The organism is Vibrio sp. OPT24, from assembly GCF_015163545.1.
GTDB lineage: Bacteria > Pseudomonadota > Gammaproteobacteria > Enterobacterales > Vibrionaceae > Vibrio > Vibrio cyclitrophicus.
Genome location: NZ_JADDYI010000053.1, coordinates 660804 through 683228, shown reverse-complemented (window position 1 = coordinate 683228; position 22425 = coordinate 660804). Strand labels below are relative to the sequence as shown.

Here is a 22425-nt window from a genome sequence, read left to right as displayed (position 1 = left end):
CTAACTGGCCAAGATTATTCAGCTTTCGCTGAAGGTGAGTTAACGGTTGAAGCAAGCGTTACGGACATTGCCGGTAATACAGCAACTTCTAGCGATACGATCGTCAAAGATACGCTGGCGGATATTAGTGTCGATTTTGATGGTTTTGGTGATGAGTATTACAACTCTGCCGAGGTCAGTAATGGCGCATTGGTCGGCACGGTGACCAATGTTGAAGATGGCCAAACAGTATCAATCACCATCACCGATGCCGATGGTAAGTCAGAAAGTTATACCGCGATAGTTTCTGGTGGCGAGTGGAGTCTCATTGGTCAAGATTATTCAGCCTTCGCTGAAGGCACGCTAACAGTAGAAGCTACGGTTACGGACATTGCGGGTAATACGGCAACTTCTAGCGATACCATCGTTAAAGATACGTTGGCGGATATCAGTGTCAATTTCGATGGTTTTGGTGATGAGTATTACAATTCTGCCGAGGTGAGTAATGGCGTATTAGTTGGCACGGTGACCAATGTTGAAGATGGCCAAGAAGTTTCAATCACTATCACCGATGTTGATGGTAAGTCAGAAAGTTATACCGCGATAGTTTCTGGTGGCGAATGGACATTAGTCAGCCAAGACTATTCGGGTTTTGCTGAAGGTACGCTAACAGTAGAAGCAAGTGTTACAGACGTTGCGGGTAATACGGCAACTTCTAGCGATACCATCGTTAAAGATACGTTAGCGGACATCAGTGTCGATTTTGATGGTTTTGGTGATGAATATTACAACTCTGCCGAGGTGAGTAATGGCGCACTGGTCGGCACGGTGACCAATGTTGAAGACGGTCAAGAAGTTTCAATCACTATCACCGATGTTGATGGCAAGTCAGAAAATTATACCGCGACAGTGACTGGTGGCGAGTGGACTCTAACTGGCCAAGATTACTCTGCCTTCGCTGAAGGTACGCTAACAGTAGAAGCAAGCGTTACGGACATTGCCGGTAATACGACAACTTCTAGCGATACCATAGTCAAAGATACGTTGGCGGATATCAGTGTCAATTTCGATGGTTTTGGTGATGAGTATTACAACTCCGCCGAAGTGAGCAATGGCACTTTGGTCGGCACGGTGACCAATGTTGAAGATGGCCAAACAGTGTCAATCACCATCACCGATGTCGATGGTAAGTCAGAAAGTTATACCGCGATAGTTTCCGGTGGCGAGTGGACTCTAACTGGCCAAGATTATTCAGCTTTCGCTGAAGGTGAGTTAACGGTTGAAGCAAGCGTTACGGACATTGCCGGTAATACAGCAACTTCTAGCGATACCATCGTTAAAGATACGTTGGCGGACATCAGTGTCGATTTTGATGGTTTTGGTGATGAGTATTACAACTTAGCCGAAATTACTAATGGTGCCTTGGTTGGCACGGTGACCAATGTTGAAGACGGTCAAACGATCACTATTACCCTTACCGATAGCCTTAATGTCTCCCAAGTTTATACGACCACAGTAGTTGGCGGAAATTGGACGCTGACAGGTCAAGACTATTCGGGGTTTGCAGAAGGAATCTTGACCGTAGAGGCTAGCGTTACGGATGTTGCGGGCAATACTGTTACTTCTAGCGATATAATCGTTAAGGATACTCTGGCAAGTATCACAGCAAAATTCGATGATGCCGACAACATACTCAACACTGAAGAGGTTCAATCTGTTCGTCTACAAGGTGTTGTTCAAAATGTAGAAAATGGACAGCCTATTACCGTCACAGTTTCGGATAGCAATAATCAGTCTATCACGTTACAAACCGTAGTTGTTGCAGGGGCTTGGAGCATCGATGATGTCGATCTGTCTGCATTTGCGGATGGCAACATTACCGTAGAAGCAGTTACCGTTGATATTGCAGGTAATGAAACAACGGGCACAGACTCGACAGGACAAATTGATACCGTCCCACCTGTTATCGATATTGATACCTTATCTGGTTTCAACATCTTAGATTTTCGTAGTGGTGATTTAACCACCATGCAGGGTACGACCGATGTTTCCGAAGGTTTACCTGTCTACATAGAGATCAATGATGGTACGCAAACGCTGACTTTTGAAGGTGTAGTTGATGCGTCCGGTGGCTGGCTAGTCGAGAATATTGATGTCTCTAGCTTAGACCCATCTACTGAGTGGATTATCGATGCGAGAGTTGTTAACTCGATTGGTAATGAAGTCAGTGATGACATGCCAAGTATTATACTGCCAGATTCAGTCTCATTTTCTGAAAGTACGGTTGGTATCTTTGGAGATCAAACCCAAGTCGCTGACATCAATATTCAGTTTGCTGATGAGTTTGCTTTTAGTGCAAACCAAGTCTCTGCTGAGGGAGTGACGTCTCAAGGTCAATCTATCGCTATTGAATTAGAGTCTGACGGTCAAGTGATCAAAGCAACACGAACCGATGGAACACTGGTTTTCGAAGCTAAGATTGTTGGAGGTACCGTTGAAATCACTTTCTACCAAGCGGTTGACCAACAGGCTGGTGAAGAGTTACTTCAAACGGCGATCATTATCGAAGGTCTTCAGATTGATGATGATGGAACCACTGAGCTCGTTTTAGGCGAATTACCGATCACGATTCTAGATTCTGAACCTTTGCTGTTCGGCGAGTCTTACTCGATGGTTGAAGGTGAAACATCGTCAGGCAACGTTCTTAACAATGACATTGACCTTGATACCGCACTAACCATTAGTAGCGTCGAAGTTGGTGGAGTCAGTCAGGATATTTCAGGTGCAACTCCTGCGGTGTTCAATACCGGGGATGGTGTATTGACCGTATTTGCTAATGGCCAGTGGACCTTTGAAGCCAATCGAAATCTAGATCATAACCAAGACCATACCGTTATCTTCAATTACGTTGCCGCTGACTCTAGTGGTGATTTTGGCTCTGCAACGGCGACTATTGATATCATGGATGGTGCGGCAGGACAGATATTGGATGATTCGAAAACGGTGACGGAAGTCGACGTGACCTCCGGTTCGCAAACCATCAATGCTCAATTTACTGTATTAGGTGGTTCGGATAATCCAGACCCAGATTCTATACAATTTAGCTCTGAGACTGTCGCGCAACTAGAAGCGTTAGGTATTACTTCAGGTGGCGACGCTACAGTGCTTACTTATACTCTCAGCGCAGATGGTCGTACTATTACAGCTAAGCAAGGTGATGATGATGTGTTCTCGTTTTCAATGACGACAACGGTCAACGGGAACAATGTACTTGCCGATATCGTTTTGGTGATTGAACGGCCACTCGACCATGTGCTCACCAGTGATTTACTTACGATTCCGTTAAATATTATTGGCACAGACACCGATGGCACTGCTTTAGAAAACGGCCAAATATCATGGGTGATCGAGGACGGTAATGATCCGAGTTTAATTCTCGATTCAAATTCTTCGGTCAACGAGTCGGAGCTAAGCAATGATCCTATCGGTGAAGTCAGTAGTACCGGAACCTTCAGTATCGGGATTGGCAGTGATTATTTAGATAGCGTGTTCTTTGATTTAGCTGATCAACCTCAGCTCTTTAGTGGCGGCGAGCAGATTTATTACACCGTTTCTGAGGATGGTACATTATTGACTGGCTACGCAGGGCCAGTCGCTGGTGGTGACGTTGCCTTTACCGTGAGTTTCGCAGCGCCGGTATCAGATGATGTAGACAGCAGTGTGGATTACGTCTTCACACTGTACAAAGGTTTGGATCAAGCCAATGGCACAGATACCATACCGTTTACTGTTACAGCCCGTGATTCCGATAACGACCAAACTAAACTAGATTTAATCGTTTCTATTACCGACGGTGGTGAGCCAACGATTGGCAGCGGTACGGTTGAATTGTCTGAAACCCCAATTGCGGATACTACTCCTGATGGCGTAAAACAGAGTGCAGTGGTTAATTTGGATATCACGGCATCGCATGATCCTATCGTTTATCTTGGTATTGATGTGACAAACGGTCAAGCCGTTTTGGATAGCGACGGTGAAGCAGTCACCCATAATGGCGAGGCTTTATCTTGGAGAGATAATGGTGATGGCAGTTTTGATGCGATATTAAGTAATGGCGATGTCATTATGCAGATTCGTCTACCTTCGGACTATTTCCTAGAAGCCAATGCTTCCGGTACGGTTGCCGTTGAGATTGATCTATATCGTTCTATTGACCATGGCACTGGGTTAAAAGATACCGAATTGAATATACCAACAACGGTTGTCGTTATTGATTCAGATGGTTCGCGTTCCACCCAAAAATCAGACATTAAAATATACGATGGTAAGGATCCTACATTCTCGATTGTAGGCAGCATATCTGTCGATGAAGATGGACTCATTGGTGACAACGAACAAACTGGGACTGAAGAACCAAGCCCATCGATCGCTATTATCCAAGGCTCGGACGATATCGCATCAGTTTCAGTTAATACCGATGCTTTTGACGCATTAGCTTATACCAGTGGTGGGCAAGCCATTTCATTGCAGGCAGTGAATGCCGATGGTTGGTATTACGCTCAAGATACGTCGGGTAACGATATCTTCCGAATTCGTTTTAACAACGATGGCACAACAGAGTTCAATCTATATGCGCCGCTTGATCATGCTACGGGTGATGGTGAAAATAATCTTGCTGTGAATTTTGAATTGGTCGTTACTGATGCCGATGGTGATAGTTCTGATCCGGCTATTTATGTTGTTAATGTTACGGATGCAGTGCCAACTTCTCGTTCTGGATCCATTGAAATGGTGGAAGGCGATAATCTCAGCGGACAGTTCTTAACAGAAGGATTTGCTGGTGCGGATGGCGCCGTCATTGTTAGTTTTGACTATCGCGGTGATACCTACACTTTTACCGATGCAATTACGTCAATCGAGATTGATCTCATTAATGATTTTGATAATAGCGTCTACGGTCAGTTTACGCTTAACTCTGATGGCAGCTACCAACTGACTACTAATGCCAATGTATCAACTGACCCTACCGATCCTCGATTAATCGATGACATTGATTATTTGGTTCGCGATGCCGATGGTGATGAGGTCACGAGTACTGCAGAGCTTGTCCTAGATGATAACGAAGGCTTTATTCGTTATGAGGATTCTGAAACTACAGAAGACAACGATGCCATTATTGTGGTGAGTGTTTCTACCGGAGACGTTGACCAAAGCGAAACCGTTACGGCTATTGAATTCTCAGAAGATTCTTTGCAAGGCGGTAGCCTGTATTTAGATGGCGTATTACTTCAAGTGGTTGATGGAAAAGTGACGCTTTCAGGCAATCAGTTAACGGTGATTGACAGTCAGTTTACCGGCCCTAATGGTCAGTTAACTTATCGACCGGCACTTCATGAATCAAATACGACCTCAACGGTTATTCTAGCGATCAACGCCATTATTAGTACTGACACAATTCCAAAAGAATTGACCGCAGATGTCTCTGTTTCTGTTTTACCCGTAGCGGATGCGCCGGATTGGTCTGATTCAGTGTTCACCTACCAATCGGTAGAAGATGACGCAGACCCAATTAAATTAGATATCACTGCTCAGTTGGTTGACCAAGATACATCTGAAGAACTGTCTTACACCATTAGCGGCATTCCCGATGGGCTGAATATCACCTTGAACGGAAACGCGGTTAAAGAAGGCAAAGAGTACACCCAGAACCAAATCGACAAAATGGAAATCAGAGCTGATGAAAATCTTGCTGGTCGATTTGAGTTTGAGATTACTGCGATTGCAACCGAAGCGGGAAACACTTTCGCTGACCCCGCAGATAAAACGGCCGATATCGTCAATACCGTAGTCGTTGAAATCTCACCGGATGCTGATACTCCACATGTATCCGTTAAGGACTACAAAGGTCTAGAAGATGAAATCATCTTCCTCAAGAACGTGATTGATGGATCGCTAACTGATACCGACGGTTCTGAATCGTTAAGCTATCAAATCGAACTGCAAGATGGTTGGTCTATCCAAGGTGGACTGTTCGACTTAATTGGTCCTGATACCTACCTAGTCTCTGCGGAGGCCATCGAGAATGGTGTGGCTTATCTTCTACCAAAAGAAGACATCAGCTCGTTTACTGAAGATTTGTACATTAAGGTCACGGCGGTAGCCACAGAATCTGCCATTGACTCACTAGACCCTATCAATGTGACTGCGTTAAGCGATACTCAAACCATCAACATCTTCCTCAAAGGCGTTGTTGATGAACCTACTGTTGTGGATGGAGGAAATGCGCATTGGGAATATGACAGTATTACCAAAGTCATCAGCAATCAATCTGTTCTCAATGAAGATGGTTTGATTCAACTCGACTTTGTCGTCCAAACAACTGATGACGATGTTTCTGAAGATATCAATATACTGCTTACTAATATTCCTGACGGCACCTTGCTGGTGGATTCATTGGGTGAGCCTGTGTCGCTGACCATCGCCTACATTGACGATGTAACAGGCCCAGTATTCCAGGTTTCTAACGCCCAACTGAATGATTTGTATCTCAAGCCAATTACTGATTTTAGTGGTGAGCTAGAGCTAACCGTTATTGCTATCTCTACAGAGCCTGATGGTGATTCGGGCGAATTCCCGATGGCGTTGAAGGTGACTCTCGATCCTGTTGTCGATCAGACCGATGGTGTAGTCGTGAGTAGCGTTGGTATTGAAGATAGCTACATTACACTGTCATTAAATATTTCGGTTAATCAAGATGTTGACAGTAGTGAAACGTTAACAGGTTACATTATTGATAGCTTGCCTGATGATCTAACTCTGTATTTCGATGGTGTGGAGATTACTGTTGATGCTGCTGGTTTAGACTTAGGTGGGTTAGCAAGCTCAGAAGGAGTCACTCTTCAAGAATTACTAGATAGCGACAGATTAACCGTTCTTGCTACTGAAGATTTGAGCGGTACATTTTCGATCCCAATTACCTATGAAGTTACCGACACCTCGCCGACAGGCGCAACTGATGTAAAAGATATCTCGGGAGCCATTAGTGTTACCGTTGATGCGAGGGTCGAGTCAGATACACGTTTAGAAAGTTCGGGTCAGCTGTACACCAGTGATGACGGCTCTCCGGTCAACGTGTCAGACGCGGTTACTTTTGTTGATGCTGATATGGATGGCTCAGAGTACTTAGATTATATATTGATCGATGTACCTGATGGGTACTCTTTGATTATCGACCACCCTAACGGAGCTGCTCAAGATATTTCAGGAAACTGGATTATCTCGGCGAACGGCCTGACGAGTGATTCTATCCAAGAACTGGCGCAAGAAATCCTGAGCGGAATGACGATCTCCAGCCCAAGTGACACCCCTGTGTTAGATATTGTGGTGCGTGCTCGTGTTATTGATGGTGAAGATTCGAAATACATTGATACCTCATTCCAAATTCAGATTACAGGTCATGACGGCGGGGGCGGTTCTTGTGACCCTGTTGGCCCACCAAGTCCAATCCAACCGGGTGGAGATATAAAAACACCAGAAGGTGAAGATATCGACTTAACGGGTTTATTAAATACCGATGTTGCCAGTGACCCAGATAACACCATCTCTTTCTATATTCCAGCAGACTCTCTGCCTGAAGGTGTCGAGATTTCCGGTGATGGTGTGATTGCCGAATACGACGCTTCTGGTGAGGTTGTCGGTTACTCGATTACAGCGGATGGACTATCCAAACTAACGCTAACAGGATTAGATGAAGACTTTGCCGGCTGTATCGACTTTACGATTAAAACCATTGAGACCTCTCCTTGTAACGGAGAGACCGTCACAACAGATCAAACCATCAGTATTCAAGTATTGCCTGTTGTGGATGACATTACCGTTGCCACGGATTCGACAACAATCCAGGAAGATATTACAACCGACCTTAACCTTGAGTTAGTTCTCGGTGATAGCGTTGAAGACGGGCAGTTAATCACGGGAGAGGGTAACAGTGCTACCGGTAAAGAGACCATTAACTCTCTAACAATAACGGTATCAAATGGCGGCACGCTATCGGAAAGCCCTACTGATACTGGTTTGTTGGTTGATAACGGCAATGGTACGTGGACGGTAACCGATCCTAGCCGATTGAGCGATGTGTTGGTAACACCACCAGAACATTACAGCGGCGAAATTACCTTAACAGTGACGGCCAATATTACCGATGAAGCGGATTGTGTCGTTGAAACCGATACTCAAGACAAGACGACCGTGGTGACGATCACCGTTGAACCTGTTGCGGATGCGGCGAACTTGGTGACGGAGGATATAGTAGGCGACGAAGACAACTACATTTCACTGTCATCACTTAGCGCGGAGCTGATTGACCAAGATGGCTCTGAAAATATGTCCTTGGCATTGAAAGGCGTGCCTGAAGGCGCGGTTGTTGCGATAAAGGTGGGCGATAGCTACGAATTAGTTCCAAATAATGGCGTTGATGGCGGTACCTTTGATGGTAACCCTACTTATGAGTGGCAGCTCGATCCAAGTCAGCTTGCTAATCTTGTTATTCTGCCGCCACGAGATTTTAGTGGTGATATGAATCTAGTCCTTGAGGCGATTACTCAGGAAATCGGCACGACAGATATTCGTTATACCGAATCTGAATTTACCGTTGGTGTAAACCCTATCGGCGATAAAGTGGAGTTCTTCGATTTACCTGAACAGCTCACTGGAAGTGAAGATGATGGCATCGTGATTCCTCTCGATGCTAATAGCTTTGAAACCAACAGTGATGAATTCTTAGCAATTACCGTAACGGTGAATTCGACTTCGGATCCATCAGGTTTAGTTGGGCTAGATCGAATTCGAATTGGATCAGAAACCAGCTCTTTCACTAATGTGGGTGGCATCATACAGGCGACGATCCTCGTTAAAGCAAGCTCTGTTGATGAGCTCGAATTCTTTGCGGGCGACGCGTTTGGTAACCTTGATATTACGATTACAGGCCGAACGGTTGATCAAAATACGGTACTCGGTGAGTTAGTGGTCGACACGGGTGACCCAAGTTCACAAGATATGACGCTTATCATCACACCAGAGCCTGATGCTCCGTTATTGAGTGTTGAATACTCTTCGATTGTGGCAGAAGCGAGTGGCACGATTCCGCTTAACCTAGATCTCTCTCTTGTTAACCCTGCCGACTCAGAAGCGGGCTTCATTACCATCTATGATATTCCCGCAGGTTTGACGTTCTCACACGGTTCTATGGTCGATGGTCAGTATGTGGTGGATTTAGCGGATGTACCTAATTTGGCTATTACTGGCGGTTATGATGGTGTTGAACCATTTGAACTCACCATCGAACCTTCTGCTGAAATAGGCAATAACCAAGCGGTAGGGTTACCTCAAACGGTATCAGTTGAGTTTGTTGCTGAAGGGAATTCTACGATTACCGCGACAGATGATAATGATCTGCTGATTGGCGGTACGGGCTCTGATAATTTTGTGTTCGCCTCTTCAGGCTTAGGGAGTGTAGAAGCCCCAAGCTACGATGTAGTTCAAGATTTTGATGCGTCTCCAGATACTGATGCAATTGACCTCTCGGGTATTTTGGGAAGCCTAGGGCTTAATACAGGGTTAGGGGCAACACAATATCTAGATTTAGAAGAATCTGGTGAAGGTGTGACCATTTCTATTAAACCTAATGGCGATGAAGACGTTCAACAAAACATCTTATTAGCCGATGTTACGTACGACGATCTGTATCAAGGTGACAGTAGCAGTGCATTAGAAGCACAAATTTTACAAAAAATGATAGAAGACAATAATTTAACGCTGTAAGTTAGATGTACAGTCTATAAAAGGAAGTTTAGATTGGTAGAACAAAAAGACAGCTGGCTAGGTTGTGTTGAATGGTTATGTGAGCATTTTAATGTTCGCAGCCATCCTTCCAAAATAGTGTCTGGCCTACCTTTAAATGAAGAAAGGCTCAATGAATCCCTTTTTCCAAGAGCTATTGAAAAATCGGGGTTAACTTTGAGCCACGTTAAAAAAGAATTACTGACTCAATGTCAGTTCCCTGTTGTTGCTGTTAATTCCGCGACAGGGAGCCCCCTTGTTGTCACTCAAGGCTCCGGTGGCGAATTTCAAGTATTGGATTGTGAAACCAACTCAAGCCAAGAAACATCGTTAAAAGACTTGGTTGCTCAAGTGGAATCGTATGTGTGGCAAGTAGGTGCTCAAGCACTTGATGATGCGCGTGTTCAATCCCATGAACGTAGCGAGAATAAATCCAACACCCGTTGGTTATGGCGTGTCGTCAAAGAAGTGAAACCTTGGTATCGAGACCTGTTTATCGCTTCATTCTTGATCAACTTACTCGCGCTAGTCGTGCCTCTGTTTACCATGAACGTGTACGACCGCGTGGTGCCAAACCAAGCGTTTAACACGCTTTGGGTTCTGGCAGCAGGCGTTGGTATTGTCGTTATTTTTGATTGGGTGTTGAGAAGCTCACGCAGCTCTGTGACTGATATGGCTGGGCGCTATATTGATAACAAGTTGTCTTCCCAATTGTTCTCAAAAGTCCTTGGTATGAAGTTGGAAAATCGACCTCAGTCGGTAGGCGCCTTTGCCAGACAGCTTCAAGATTTCGATAGCGTGAAAGATTTCTTCACTTCTATTTCTTTGGTTACTTTAGTCGACCTGCCATTCACCTTGTTATTCCTATTCCTTATCGGCTGGCTCGGTGGTGCGATGATGTTCATCCCTGTCGCGATCATGTTGGTATTGATCGTGCTAAGCATTGCGATGAAAGGTAAAGTCGAGAAAACATTCGATGAAACCGCACGTTTGTCGACACAAAGACAAGCACAGCTGTTTGATTGCTTAACAACTCTTCCGGATATCAAGCAAAACAATGCTGAAGGTATTACCCAGAAGCGTTGGGAACAGACTATTTCATCGCTCTCTCAATGGCAGACTCAATCTCGCCACTACTCTAATATCGTGACACATTCCATTCAATCGAGTCAGCAGATCGTCACCATTACTCTCATCATCTTCGGCGTGTATCAGATCTCTGAAGGCTTGCTGAGTATGGGTGGTTTGATAGCTGTGGTGATGTTGAGTGGACGTGCCGCAAGCTCGGTGAACCAACTTTCTCTTCTATTGCTGAGGTTTCAACAAACACGCTCAGCCGTTGAAGGCCTAAATCAGATCATGGACTTACCGCAAGAAGAGTCCAAGCATCAAGTGATTGATAAGGGTGACTTTGACGGCGGAGTTAGGCTGGATGAAGTTACGTTTACTTATCCAGAGACTCAAAGCCCAGCGCTAAAGGAAATCTCTTTTGAAATAAAACCGGGTGAGCGAGTTGGCCTTGTTGGTGCGGCAGGCGCAGGAAAAACCACACTTTTATCGATTGTTGCACGCCAATATTTACCAACAACAGGACAAGCTTTCTATCAAGAGATTGATGGGCAGTTATGGCCAACCAGTGTCTTGCGCAGTGGTATGGGTTGGGTGGGGCAAACCACCAATCTTATCTTTGGCAGTGTTTACGACAACGTCACACTGGGTGCGACCAACGTTGATGAAGAAAAGCTAAGACTAGCGCTGCAACAGTCTGGCCTTAACGGTTACATGGGGCGCTTAAGCAATGGCTTAGAAACGCCTGTCGGTGAAGGTGGTAGATTGCTTTCAGGAGGACAACGACAAGCTGTTGCTATCGCCAGGGCGCTTTATCGCTGTCCAAAATTACTGATCATGGATGAGCCAACCAGCGCACTTGATAATCAAGCCGAGATACAGTTCTTCAATGCGTTGCAAAGTATGCCAAGAGAAACCTCGATGCTGATCAGCTCGCACAAATCTTCCTTCTTGATGATGTGTGATCGTGTGGTTGTATTAGATAAAGGTCAGATCGTGGCAGATGGTGAGCCAAAAGACATTCTCTCTCTACAGAAGAAAAGTGCACCCAAAGGGGCGAGTCGGTTTAAGACGGTTTCAGTGGTGAAGGGAGGCCGTCATGAGTAATGATATTCAATGGACCAACAACCACTTGGCATTTCGTTCTCGCAAGCTGATCTGGCTAAGTGCGTTATTGATTGTGTCTATCATCGGTTGGGCGTCATGGGCAACATTGGAAGAAGTCGTGATCGGCGAGGGCAAAGTCGTTCCTAGCCTTTCTGTACAAACCATTCAGAGCTTAGAAGGTGGTCTAGTTCAAGAGATCATGGTGCGACAAGGTCAATCAGTGTTGAAAGGACAGCCTTTAGCTAAGTTAGAAGACACTCGTTTTAAAGCGGCTTTTTTAGAGTCGGCTCAACAAGCGGATACCTTACTGGCTCAACAATTAAGATTGAAAGCAGAGCTGTCGACAGTCGTTTTAAATAACGATGCAAAAGAGTGGTTTGAACGAGTGGTCTTGGTGCCACAAAATATTGTCATCGATGTATCGAGCCATCCGGCATTAATGAACGCCAAAGCCAACTATCGAGAACGTTTAGGTCAGTTGAAATCGGAACTGGAAGAGGCGGCACTTCGCATTGAGCAGCAAGATCAAGCACGTGTCGATACGCTCAATAATATTCAGACTTTAGAGAGCAGCCTAGATATCGTGATTCGAGAGCGCAACATGTTGAAAGACGTAGTGGCGAGTGGTGCTGTAGCAGAAGTCGAGTTGCTGAAACTGAACCGTGATGTGGTTAAACTGAAAGGTGATATTGCTAGCTCGAAAGTGGCGGCTCAGAAACAGATAGCGGCTTACTCAGAATCGATAGCCGACCACCGCAGCATCGCGTTAGATTTTCGTGCCAAAGTACAAGGCCAACTGAATGAAGTGGCCAGCAAAATAGCGCAATTGAATGAAAGCCAACAAGCTATTGCCGACCAACTGAAACGAACTCAAATCTTAGCGCCCGTTGACGGCACGGTGAAAGAGATATTCGTTCGTACTATTGGCGGTGTTGTTCGTCCCGGTGAGCCGATTATTGAGATCATTCCATCAAACAGTGATTTGATTGTCGAAGCGAGGATCTCTCCGCAAGATATCGCGTTTGTTCATAATGGGTTAGGCGCAACCGTTAAATTCACGGCCTATGATTTTGTCATTTATGGCGGACTTAAAGGCGAGGTGATTTATGTCAGTGCCGACGCCTTACAAACGGAAGACGGTAATGCCTATTATCGCGCCCACATTCAATTAGATGAAGATCAACAACACAACTCTGCGTTCAGTATTATCCCGGGGATGCAGGTTGCGGTGGATATATTAACGGGTGAAAAAACAGTATTGAGTTATTGGTTGAAGCCAATTTTACGAGCTAAGGAAAACTCACTTCGCGAGAGATGAAGTGTGTTAAAGCATAAATATAAAAGGAAGTGTAATGCATTCAAAATTCTTACTCTCTTCTTGCTTATTAATGAGCGGGCTGTCTCAAGCTGCTTCATTAGAAGAGTCCGTGGCTTTTGCCATCGACTATAGCCCAGAGATATTGGCGCAGTACTCCCGATACCAATCGGTGATCAGAGACGGAGACGCGGCGAGTGGTTTGTATATGCCACAAGTGAACTTGTACGCGGCAGCAGGTTATGAAGAGACACGCTACAACAGTGGCAGCAAACTCGATACCGATGATCGTGGCCTAACGAGAACCGAGATTGGCGTTAAAGTATCCCAGTTGTTATTCGATGGTTTTAAAACGACGTCGAATGTCGACCGATTAACCTTTGAAGCGGAAGCTGAGCGTCTAACTCTGATTTCGCGAGCTGAAAACGTCTCGTTAGATGTGGTGAGAAACTATCTCGATATTCTCAAGGCAGAGACGTTACTTGAACTGTCTAAGCGTAATGTAAAAGAACACCAAGAGATCTACCAAGATATCCAAGATAAAAAAAGCAAAGGGCTGAGTAGCAATTCGGATTTGGCTCAGATTTCTGCCCGTGTTGCGACGGCGCAATCTTCACTAATCGCTGCTCAAAACAACCTGTTTGATTTACAAACTCAGTACCTACGTTTAGTCGGCAAGCCTGCTGTGAACTTGGTTTATCCACGTTTTGATTATGCTCTGTTACCAAGCTCAGCACAGGTTGCGCTTGAACAGGCTGTCGAGAATCACCCTGAAATCCAAGCCTCTTTGCTTGATATTGACGCCGCTCGTAAAGAGATGCGCCGCGAGAAGGGAGATTACTACCCAGAGCTAAAACTCGAGCTTCATGCCAACAAGAATGACAACGTGTCTAATCCTCCGGGTGGTGTTGATGAAGATGCGCGTATCATGTTAACGATGGATTACGACCTGTTTAATGGCTTCTCTACCGACTCCAGAGTTGAATCATCTGCTTGGCGAGTTGAAGAAGCAAGAGCGATACGATTACGAACGGAGCGTGAGGTTAAAGAGGGCACTCAGCTCGCTTGGAACGCCTACAAAATGCTTGAGCAGCAAAAATCGCTACTTCAACAAAACGTAGATGCGGCAAAAATTGCAGAGCTTGGTTATATCCAACAATTCAATGTTGGAAGACGAAGCCTATTAGACGTACTTGATGCGAAAGTAGAAGTCTTCTTGGCTCGAAGAAACTTTATTAGCACTGAATACGATCAAACATTGGCGGCATATCGAGTTTTGAACGCGATGGGCATGTTGACCTACGCGTTGAGAATTGAGCATCCAGAAGAGTGGCAAGGGGAGAACAAGTAATGAGACATTTTAAATTAGCGCTACTTAGTTCTATCTTGCTGATGGGATGTGCAGAAACGCCCGATACGACGATGACTCGTCATCAGATTGATGATTTGGCAGATAATGATCGTGATGGTGTTATCAATCAGCGAGATCTGTGTGCCGATACACCAGAAGGTGTGACCGTTGACATTAAGGGATGTGCAAACTGGAAAATTGTTGAAGACGTTGAAGTATTAAGCGTGGCATTTGATTTCGACAAATACGTTCTTAAACCAGAACACACCGCCGTGTTAAACGAGTTGGTGCGTTTACTTGGGGAGCAACCTGATGCCTCAGTGACCTTAGTCGGTGATACGAGTTCAGAAGGTACCAATGTTTATAACAAAGCACTGGCCAAGAAAAGGACGGGTGTCATTCGAGATGCTCTGATTGACAGAGGTATCGATGGAGAGCGAATCTTCGAACAAGAATTTACTCAAATTACTAGCTTAACTCAGCATCTTCACAAGCGTAAACGTAGAACCATTGCGGTGTTAAAAGCAGAGAGTATGGAAGTAAATCCATCTTGGAATATCTTTACCTCAGAGATGCAACTCGACAGCAATAGTGATGTTGAATCTAAGACATCGATTGATCCAGTAGGAGGCCAGTAATGAAACGTCTATCTAATAAATCGGGCTTACTGCTTGCTGCTGTACCTGCGTTTTTTTCTGTATCAACGTTAGCGAATGACGTGAGTGATATTGGTTTGGTCGCGATTGAGCCTAATATGCAAGGGCTCGTTGAAGATCTGCTTAAGAGCCAAGAGATCGATCTAGAGATTTTACTGAGTGACAGCGTCCCCGAGCAGATGATCATGCAACGCTCACGTGTTGGTATTACTTCCAAAAAGTGGACTGATAAAGAGATGGCTAGGTTCGACATGCGCTACGGCTACAGACCGACCGAGCTGATGTTTACCGCCGATGTAATTGCGATTTTGGCGAATGAGAATAACCCAGCCACATCCATCACCGTTGCTGAACTTATCGATGTGTTTGGGTGCTCTAGCGACCCTAAGCATCCTAAATGGACGCCAAGCAGCGACGTTCGTGATGGAGAAAGCCTAGACACACACATGTTGCCTTTCGCTATCGACCACAACTTGCAAGGCCATACCACCTTTTCAAATTGGGTCGAGTGTGGAACTGACGGGGAATATGCGAATACTCAATTCTTAGCAGATCTGCCGGATCTGATTAATAAGATTGAGGACGAAGATGCCGCTATTGGTTACACCGTTTACTCGGATCAAATCTCTGATGTGAAATGGTTAAGCGTGGTCGACAACCTAGGTGTGAACTACGACTTGAACAAAGAAACGATTCTCTCAGGTCGATACCCATTAGCAACGGTTTACTATATGTACCTGAATATTCCAGCGCATCGCAAAGACTTTACGGAACAGGAGAAGTTCTTTGTTGGGCTTACTCTGTCGGAAGAACATCAAGGTGTGTTGAACCAATACGGTTTCATCAGTTTGCCGCCAGAAGCTATCCAACGGAATAAAGTAAGACTATCGCTTGAAGAGCCTGCGATTGAAGGTGGTTATAAATGATTGGTGTAACATTCTGTCATTGGATTTGCGGAATGGAATTGTTAATTTCGTAATGGTTCTCAATGTGACGGATTACGTTATTCGGCGATAGAATTTATCTAACGGGCATATATGCCCGTTTTTTTCGCCTAAAGTTTGTGGCTTGAGCGGGTGTTTGTTGATTGGTCACGTATAATGAACGCTTCATACCGCGCGAAATAAACACAATTAATGAGAACTCTTCCTGTTTTAATCCTACCTTTGTTATTGGCTCTGAATACCTTTTCATTTTCTGTGCAAGCGAGTGAAAGTTGGTGGCTGCGAACGGTATTCAACAGCAGTTCAGCTCAACCTAGTTCTCAAAATTATGTTAACGATAATGATCTAATGGATTGTGGCGAGATCGAAGGTGCTCTTCTGTGCAGTGATTTGACGCGGTATTACGATCTGGATGTTTATGTTGAATTGGAGTTGGGCGACTCAAGCGTCGAGGTGGTTCGCTTAAACCTGCCATATTCGAACCTAAGTTACACAAAGCTTCAGGCATACCTTCGCCAAGATGGCTTTGCTCTCAGTTCTATTCGTATTGGGGAAGATGAGTTTGATGTGGTCGCTCAACTCGAACAAGCGAAGCGTGAGGGAGTTGGTTACGACATGGTAGATAAACAACTCGTCAAATTCATCAATACTCCACATCATTCCTCTGAGCAAATGAGTTTATGGAATGTGCCTAGTTCTTCCTCATCTTCTTCAGCTCCTTGGATTCAATTACATAGTGATGGTGACAACTTAACGGTTGAACTAAATCGTCTTTAATTGCTCAAATTTATAGATAGTTTCGTAATTCATTAGGGTAAACAAGCCTTTTGGGAGAACGGCTGACGGGCAGACAGCAAGCTATTATTGATTTAAGTGTTCGTTTTTCTGTGGCTCTCACATTTTTAGTAAGCGTTTACCTTTGCCATTTGTTATACGTTGAGCCCTCGGTAAAACGAGCTTACGATACGTTCAGTATTGATAAAGGAGACAACCCATGGTTGCAAGAGTAACGACAGCGCCACAAGGCCCAGAACTTTCTGAGTTGGTGCAAGGATACTGGCGTACAGCAGAGTGGGGCATGACCCCGCAACAACGCCTGACTTTCCTGAAGCAGCACATTGATCTTGGTATCACAACTGTTGATCACGCGGATATTTACGGTAACTACCAATGTGAAAAGTTGTTTGGTGAAGCATTGGCGCTTGAGCCAAGCCTTCGTGATGATATCCAAATCGTCACCAAGTGCGACATCAACTTGTGTGGTGACCACACTCCTGATCGCAAGATCAATCATTATGACACCAGCGCGCATCATATTTACCAATCAGTAAATAATTCTCTAGAGCGCTTGGGTGTAACCGAGCTGGATGTATTACTGATTCACCGCCCAGATGTACTGATGGATGCAGATGAAGTAGCAGAAGCGTTCGCTGAACTGCATAAAGTCGGCAAGGTTAAGCACTTCGGTGTCTCTAACTTTTCACCGCGTCAGTTCGACTTATTGCAATCTCGACTCGGTAAGCCACTGGTGACTAACCAAGTTGAAATCAATCCCTTGAACTTTGAAGTAGCCCATGACGGCACGCTCGATCAACTGCAGATGAACCGTATTCGTCCAATGGCGTGGTCTTGCCTCGGTGGCGGTAGCATCTTCAGTGGTGATTCAGCACAAGCGATTCGTGTTCGTGACGAGTTAGAAGTAATTCGCCAAGAAGTGGGTGCAGATAGCATTGACCAAGTTATTTATGCTTGGGTTCGTCGTTTACCGTCTAATCCGATCGCTATTATTGGCTCTGGTAAGATTGAACGCGTGAAGACGGCGGTTGATGCTCTGAAGATCGAGCTGACTCGTGAGCAATGGTATCGCGTGTGGGTTACATCTAAAGGTCACGGTGTGCCTTAAAGACTTTTTAGGAACTCGTATTTCTATACAGACTTAGATGTCACAACATAAAAACCAGCGACCCAGCTGGTTTTTTTGTATTCGCCTAACATGTTGCTCCAAAACTGTGATTAAGGTGGAATAATTTTCAAAAACACTCATAATGCACTCTGTTTTTCACCAGTTGGATATTTCCATTGAGCACTTCAAAATTCTCTTCAATCGCCCTTAAGCCAGAGCTTCTAAATACGTTAGATTCTCTTGGTTATACTGAAATGACGCCTATTCAAGCGTTAAGTCTTCCTACTATTCTGGATGGCAAGGATGTTATCGGTCAGGGTAAAACGGGTTCAGGTAAAACAGCTGCTTTTGGTTTAGGCGTGCTGCAAAACCTACGCGTTAAGCGTTTTCGTGTTCAATCTTTAGTGTTATGTCCGACTCGTGAGCTTGCAGACCAAGTAGCAAAAGAGATCCGTACTCTTGCTCGTGGTATTCACAATATTAAAGTGCTGACACTATGTGGCGGTATGCCAATGGGCCCACAAATTGGTTCATTAGAGCATGGCGCGCATATTCTTGTGGGTACTCCTGGTCGTATCCTTGATCACCTAGAGAAAGACCGTATTGATCTTTCTGAGCTCAACACGCTTGTGTTAGATGAAGCGGACCGTATGTTGGAAATGGGCTTCCAAGATGCGCTAGATGCGGTGATTGAAGCGGCACCAAAAGATCGCCAAACGCTATTGTTCAGTGCGACTTTCCCTAAACAGATTAAATCTGTTGCAGACCGTATTATGCGTAACCCAGAAATGGTGAAAGTTGAATCAACACATGATCACTCAAGTATTCAGCAACACTTCTACAAAGTGGAAGGAACTGAAGCTCGTGATGACGCATTAGAGTTACTCCTTCTTCATCATCAACCAGAATCTGCGGTTGTGTTCTGTAACACTAAGAAAGAAGTTCAGAACGTAAACGACGAGCTAAGCCACCGTGGTTTTAGCGTTATCGAGCTTCATGGCGACATGGAACAGCGTGAGCGTGACCAAGCTTTGGTTCAATTCTCAAACAAAACCATCTCGATTCTAGTGGCAACAGACGTTGCAGCTCGTGGTCTTGATGTTGATAACCTTGATGCAGTGTTCAACTTTGAACTGTCTCGCGATCCTGAGGTTCATGTACACCGCATTGGTCGTACTGGTCGTGCAGGAAGCAAAGGTGTTGCGATTAGCTTCTTTAGCGAAAAAGAGATGTACCGTGTTGCTCAAATCGATGAGTACATGGATATGCCAATCGAACCGTCTCAGTTGCCAGCTAAACCAATCGCTAAGCCATATTACTCAAACATGGTGACAATCCAGATTGATGGCGGTAAGAAAGCGAAACTTCGTGCTGGTGATATTCTTGGTGCATTGACCGGTCAAGGCGGCATTGATGGTAAATCAGTGGGTAAGATCAATCTGTTCGCAATGCGTGCTTACGTAGCGGTAGAAAGATCTGTGGCTAAGAAAGCACTGAACAAAATCGAATCAGGTAAGATGAAGGGTCGTCAATTCCGCGCCCGAATTCTGAAGTAATTTGAGAATTTACCCCTTTACTGTCTACTCGCGACAGTAAAGGGTGTTCTACCAGGGCTCACTATGGCAGGTTAACCCATCGACATACCTGTTAGTATCCAAGTCTATTTTTTATTCAAACGTTCATTGGTCAGGTCTGATCGAATAAACATCGTTGATATGTTTTCCTTCGCCAAGATACCAAGCCATCGCTTCCTGTCGGTTGCTAGCATATATCGTAATGGTAGTTAGCTTTCCATCGTCAAAATAACAAAGCTCGTACTGTAACTCGCTTGTATAATGAGGAGTAGCGGCCATAGCTTACCTCCCAAATATTAATCATTTTAAAATACGTCACCATTTCTTTTATAGGGTTCGCATTACCTCAAATGAACAATAAAAAATAAGTTTTATCACTGCTATTAATTATTTTTAGTTTAATCATTTGTCGAAATGGTGAGATTATCAAGGCTAAGTCTCAATTTACCTCAAAGTTTTTACTGTCACGGCTTATTCGGGCTAGTTTTATAAGAGGTAGCTTTAGCATTTTAAGGTATTAAGTAATGTTTTAAGATCTTGAGCTAACCTTAGAAGATCGTTTTGTATTTCATTGCTTGGTAAAATGTTGTGAGAGGGTGTGATGAGAAAGTGCCGTTGGCTAGTCGTATTGATCTGTTTTCTATTTGCTGGGTGTGGGACGAAATTCGCCTATAACAACATAAGTTGGTTTGTTGTGAGTTATATCGAAGACTTTGTTTCTCTAACTAACAGTCAAGAATCAGAACTTGAAGAGCGATTGGATTTGTTACAGCAATGGCACAAAGAAACTCAACTACCGCTGTACGTCTCACAATTAGAAGTGATTGAAAATGTAGATCGCTCCGAGCTCACCTCTGCTTTTATCGTTAACCAAAGTGATCAAATAAAAAATCATATTCGCTCAATTGTTAATAAATTCTCACCTGATATTTATGCGTTGAGTATGCAGCTAAGTGCGAAACAAGATAATCAGTTCCTTAAAAATTTTCGAGAGAAACAACAAGATTCCTACCAAGAAAGATTGTCCTTAAATGATGAAGATTCGAGAGAGCGATACCGAGAACGAGTAAAAGAAAGGCTAGAACGATGGTTAGGTTCGGTATCGAAAGAACAAAAACAGATTATTTTTGCTTGGTCGCAAGAGTGGATAAATACCAATGACAGCTGGCGAAAATATCAAAATAATACATATCAGGCTCTATCGACGCTTACTGAAAAGAAGACTGATTTGCATATTGCTCAGCCTATTATTATGAAGCTGTTGCTTAACCATGAAGCTTATTATCCTGATGGCCTTGAATCCACGCTTACTAAGAATACGGAGACATCCGCCAAATTCTTGGTCGATATCGCAGCCACAAGTAGTAATAAGCAATGGGTATATTTTATGAATGAATTAGAAAGCCTCAAGTCAACGTTGGTCGCACTGCAAGAGTAGGGCGGCTCTAAGTAACACTTGTATATAATAAGGCTGATTTCGCGAAACGAATCAGCCTTTATTTCGATCTATGGTTTGTAGCTGATAGCTTTAATTGCGATTGCTCATTAGCAGCTTTGGAATCGAGCCTTTAGCGGTCTTAGATATTTTCTGCATCAGTTGAAAGCTCGGCTGTTGAATACCGTGATCACTTTGCAGTTCATCAATCATCAATAACCACAATCGTGCTGTCATTTCTGAATCGGCTAACGCTCTGTGGAAAGTACCGTCGTTGTCGATATTCTTAAAACGCACAAGGTCGCCTAGCTTATGAGTCGGTGCGTCTTGGATTAGGCGGCGAGCAATCAACATTGAGCAAGCGAACTTGCCTGTGTAGTCTCGGCCAATAAAGTCTAATTCCGCATCGAGAAAGCGCTTATCAAACGACGCATTGTGAGCAACAAGTTGGCTGCCTTGGATAAAGTCTGCAAATTCATCCATCACTTCGCTGCAACTTGCCGCCGTGCTTAACATACGGTTATTGATTCCGGTATAGCTTTCAATGAACCCGCTAACACGAAACCCTGGATTCATGAGTTGCTGGAAGGTGTCGACGACTTCGCCGTTAACTAATTTAACCGCACCGATTTCAATTGCTCGGTCACCCATATTGGGTGATAAGCCTGTGGTTTCGAAATCGAGAACGATAACGGAATCTGCGGAGTTTGGAGCCATCATGTTTCCTAATACTATTTGGTTGTATCGCTTTATATGGGGCGCTAGTGCTGCTACGGGTCAATCTATTGCGTGTTGTTGCTGATAGTGAGCTCAGTGTAACCTGTCGAATCGTCATGCTCTCTGTTGAAGGTCAAGGTATCGTAGCGGTGAACAATCAATTCAGCAGTGGTCGCGATAATCGTCCCTTCAAGCAAGTGCCCACCAATCACATTTCCATTTTCATCAGCAACGGATATATGAACATGCTGGTGGTTTGGGGTTAGCGTTGCCATAAGCGACACAATTTCGAACGGAGCTTTGATTAGCTTGGTGTTGTTCGCATTAGCCAAACGAATATTGAGTTGAGAAACACACCCGACACACGACGCGACAGAGCCCGCTGAGATATTGTGCGCTGTCACAAGCTTTTGGAGTTCAAGCTTTAGGTCTTGCCCACGGGTTAACCTCGTTGCGATAGGAGTGATCATCTTATTGCCTCAGTTTTATTTGTATTTCAAAGAACAAAACGAAGCCACATAGGGCTTCGTTTGATTTTC

Annotated in this window: 13 protein-coding genes; 10 read left to right on the top strand and 3 right to left on the bottom strand. The window is 44.5% G+C overall.

Annotation, left to right across the window (positions count from 1 at the left end):
• The 9 genes from IQO02_RS16785 to dbpA form a co-directional block, all read left to right on the top strand.
• On the top strand, positions 1 to 9798 hold a 9798-nt coding region (locus IQO02_RS16785; RefSeq protein WP_193838621.1), incomplete at its 5' end, for an Ig-like domain-containing protein.
• Between the two features lie 33 nt (positions 9799 to 9831).
• Positions 9832 to 11991 (top strand): type I secretion system permease/ATPase, encoded by a 2160-nt coding sequence (locus tag IQO02_RS16780; protein WP_102282444.1) that lies wholly within the window; start codon positions 9832 to 9834, stop codon positions 11989 to 11991.
• On the top strand, positions 11984 to 13309 hold the full coding sequence (locus tag IQO02_RS16775; protein WP_016788819.1) for an HlyD family type I secretion periplasmic adaptor subunit: 1326 nt from the start codon (positions 11984 to 11986) through the stop codon (positions 13307 to 13309). Before IQO02_RS16780 ends, IQO02_RS16775 begins: the two co-directional genes overlap by 8 nt.
• Before the next feature lie 34 nt (positions 13310 to 13343).
• A complete protein-coding gene (locus IQO02_RS16770; RefSeq protein WP_016793083.1) occupies positions 13344 to 14657 on the top strand; it encodes a TolC family outer membrane protein in 1314 nt (437 codons plus the stop codon).
• The gene (locus IQO02_RS16765; protein WP_016793082.1) at positions 14657 to 15295 is read left to right on the top strand and encodes an OmpA family protein; all 639 of its coding nucleotides are present in this window, start codon (positions 14657 to 14659) and stop codon (positions 15293 to 15295) included. Before IQO02_RS16770 ends, IQO02_RS16765 begins: the two co-directional genes overlap by 1 nt.
• Complete coding sequence (locus IQO02_RS16760; protein ID WP_102282443.1) at positions 15295 to 16239, top strand: PstS family phosphate ABC transporter substrate-binding protein; 945 nt, start codon at positions 15295 to 15297, stop codon at positions 16237 to 16239. The genes IQO02_RS16765 and IQO02_RS16760 overlap by 1 nt, the downstream gene beginning before the upstream one ends.
• Positions 16240 to 16449: 210 nt before the next feature.
• Positions 16450 to 17034, top strand: a complete 585-nt coding sequence (locus IQO02_RS16755; RefSeq protein WP_010431085.1) for a hypothetical protein — start codon at positions 16450 to 16452, stop codon at positions 17032 to 17034.
• Between the two features lie 217 nt (positions 17035 to 17251).
• Positions 17252 to 18160 carry an aldo/keto reductase gene (locus tag IQO02_RS16750; RefSeq protein ID WP_102282442.1) on the top strand — a complete coding sequence of 303 codons (909 nt, stop codon included), beginning with the start codon at positions 17252 to 17254 and terminating at the stop codon, positions 18158 to 18160.
• Between the two features lie 176 nt (positions 18161 to 18336).
• The gene (dbpA, locus tag IQO02_RS16745) at positions 18337 to 19716 is read left to right on the top strand and encodes an ATP-dependent RNA helicase DbpA (protein WP_016786419.1); all 1380 of its coding nucleotides are present in this window, start codon (positions 18337 to 18339) and stop codon (positions 19714 to 19716) included.
• Positions 19717 to 19839: 123 nt separating this feature from the next.
• On the opposite strand, the gene IQO02_RS16740 is transcribed toward dbpA, so the two are convergent.
• Complete coding sequence (locus IQO02_RS16740; protein WP_010431076.1) at positions 19840 to 20013, bottom strand: hypothetical protein; 174 nt, start codon at positions 20011 to 20013, stop codon at positions 19840 to 19842.
• Positions 20014 to 20335: 322 nt separating this feature from the next.
• Between IQO02_RS16740 and IQO02_RS16735 the strand changes: the two genes are divergently transcribed.
• Entirely contained in the window at positions 20336 to 21172 is an 837-nt protein-coding gene (locus IQO02_RS16735) for a DUF6279 family lipoprotein (protein ID WP_102282441.1), read from the top strand.
• Between the two features lie 90 nt (positions 21173 to 21262).
• Here IQO02_RS16735 and IQO02_RS16730 read toward each other — a convergent pair whose 3' ends face one another.
• Positions 21263 to 21886 carry a PolC-type DNA polymerase III gene (locus IQO02_RS16730; protein WP_010431070.1) on the bottom strand — a complete coding sequence of 208 codons (624 nt, stop codon included), beginning with the start codon at positions 21884 to 21886 and terminating at the stop codon, positions 21263 to 21265.
• 65 nt (positions 21887 to 21951) lie between these two features.
• Positions 21952 to 22356, bottom strand: coding sequence for a PPC domain-containing DNA-binding protein (locus IQO02_RS16725; protein WP_010431067.1), 405 nt, complete (start codon positions 22354 to 22356; stop codon positions 21952 to 21954).
• Positions 22357 to 22425 lie beyond the last annotated feature (69 nt).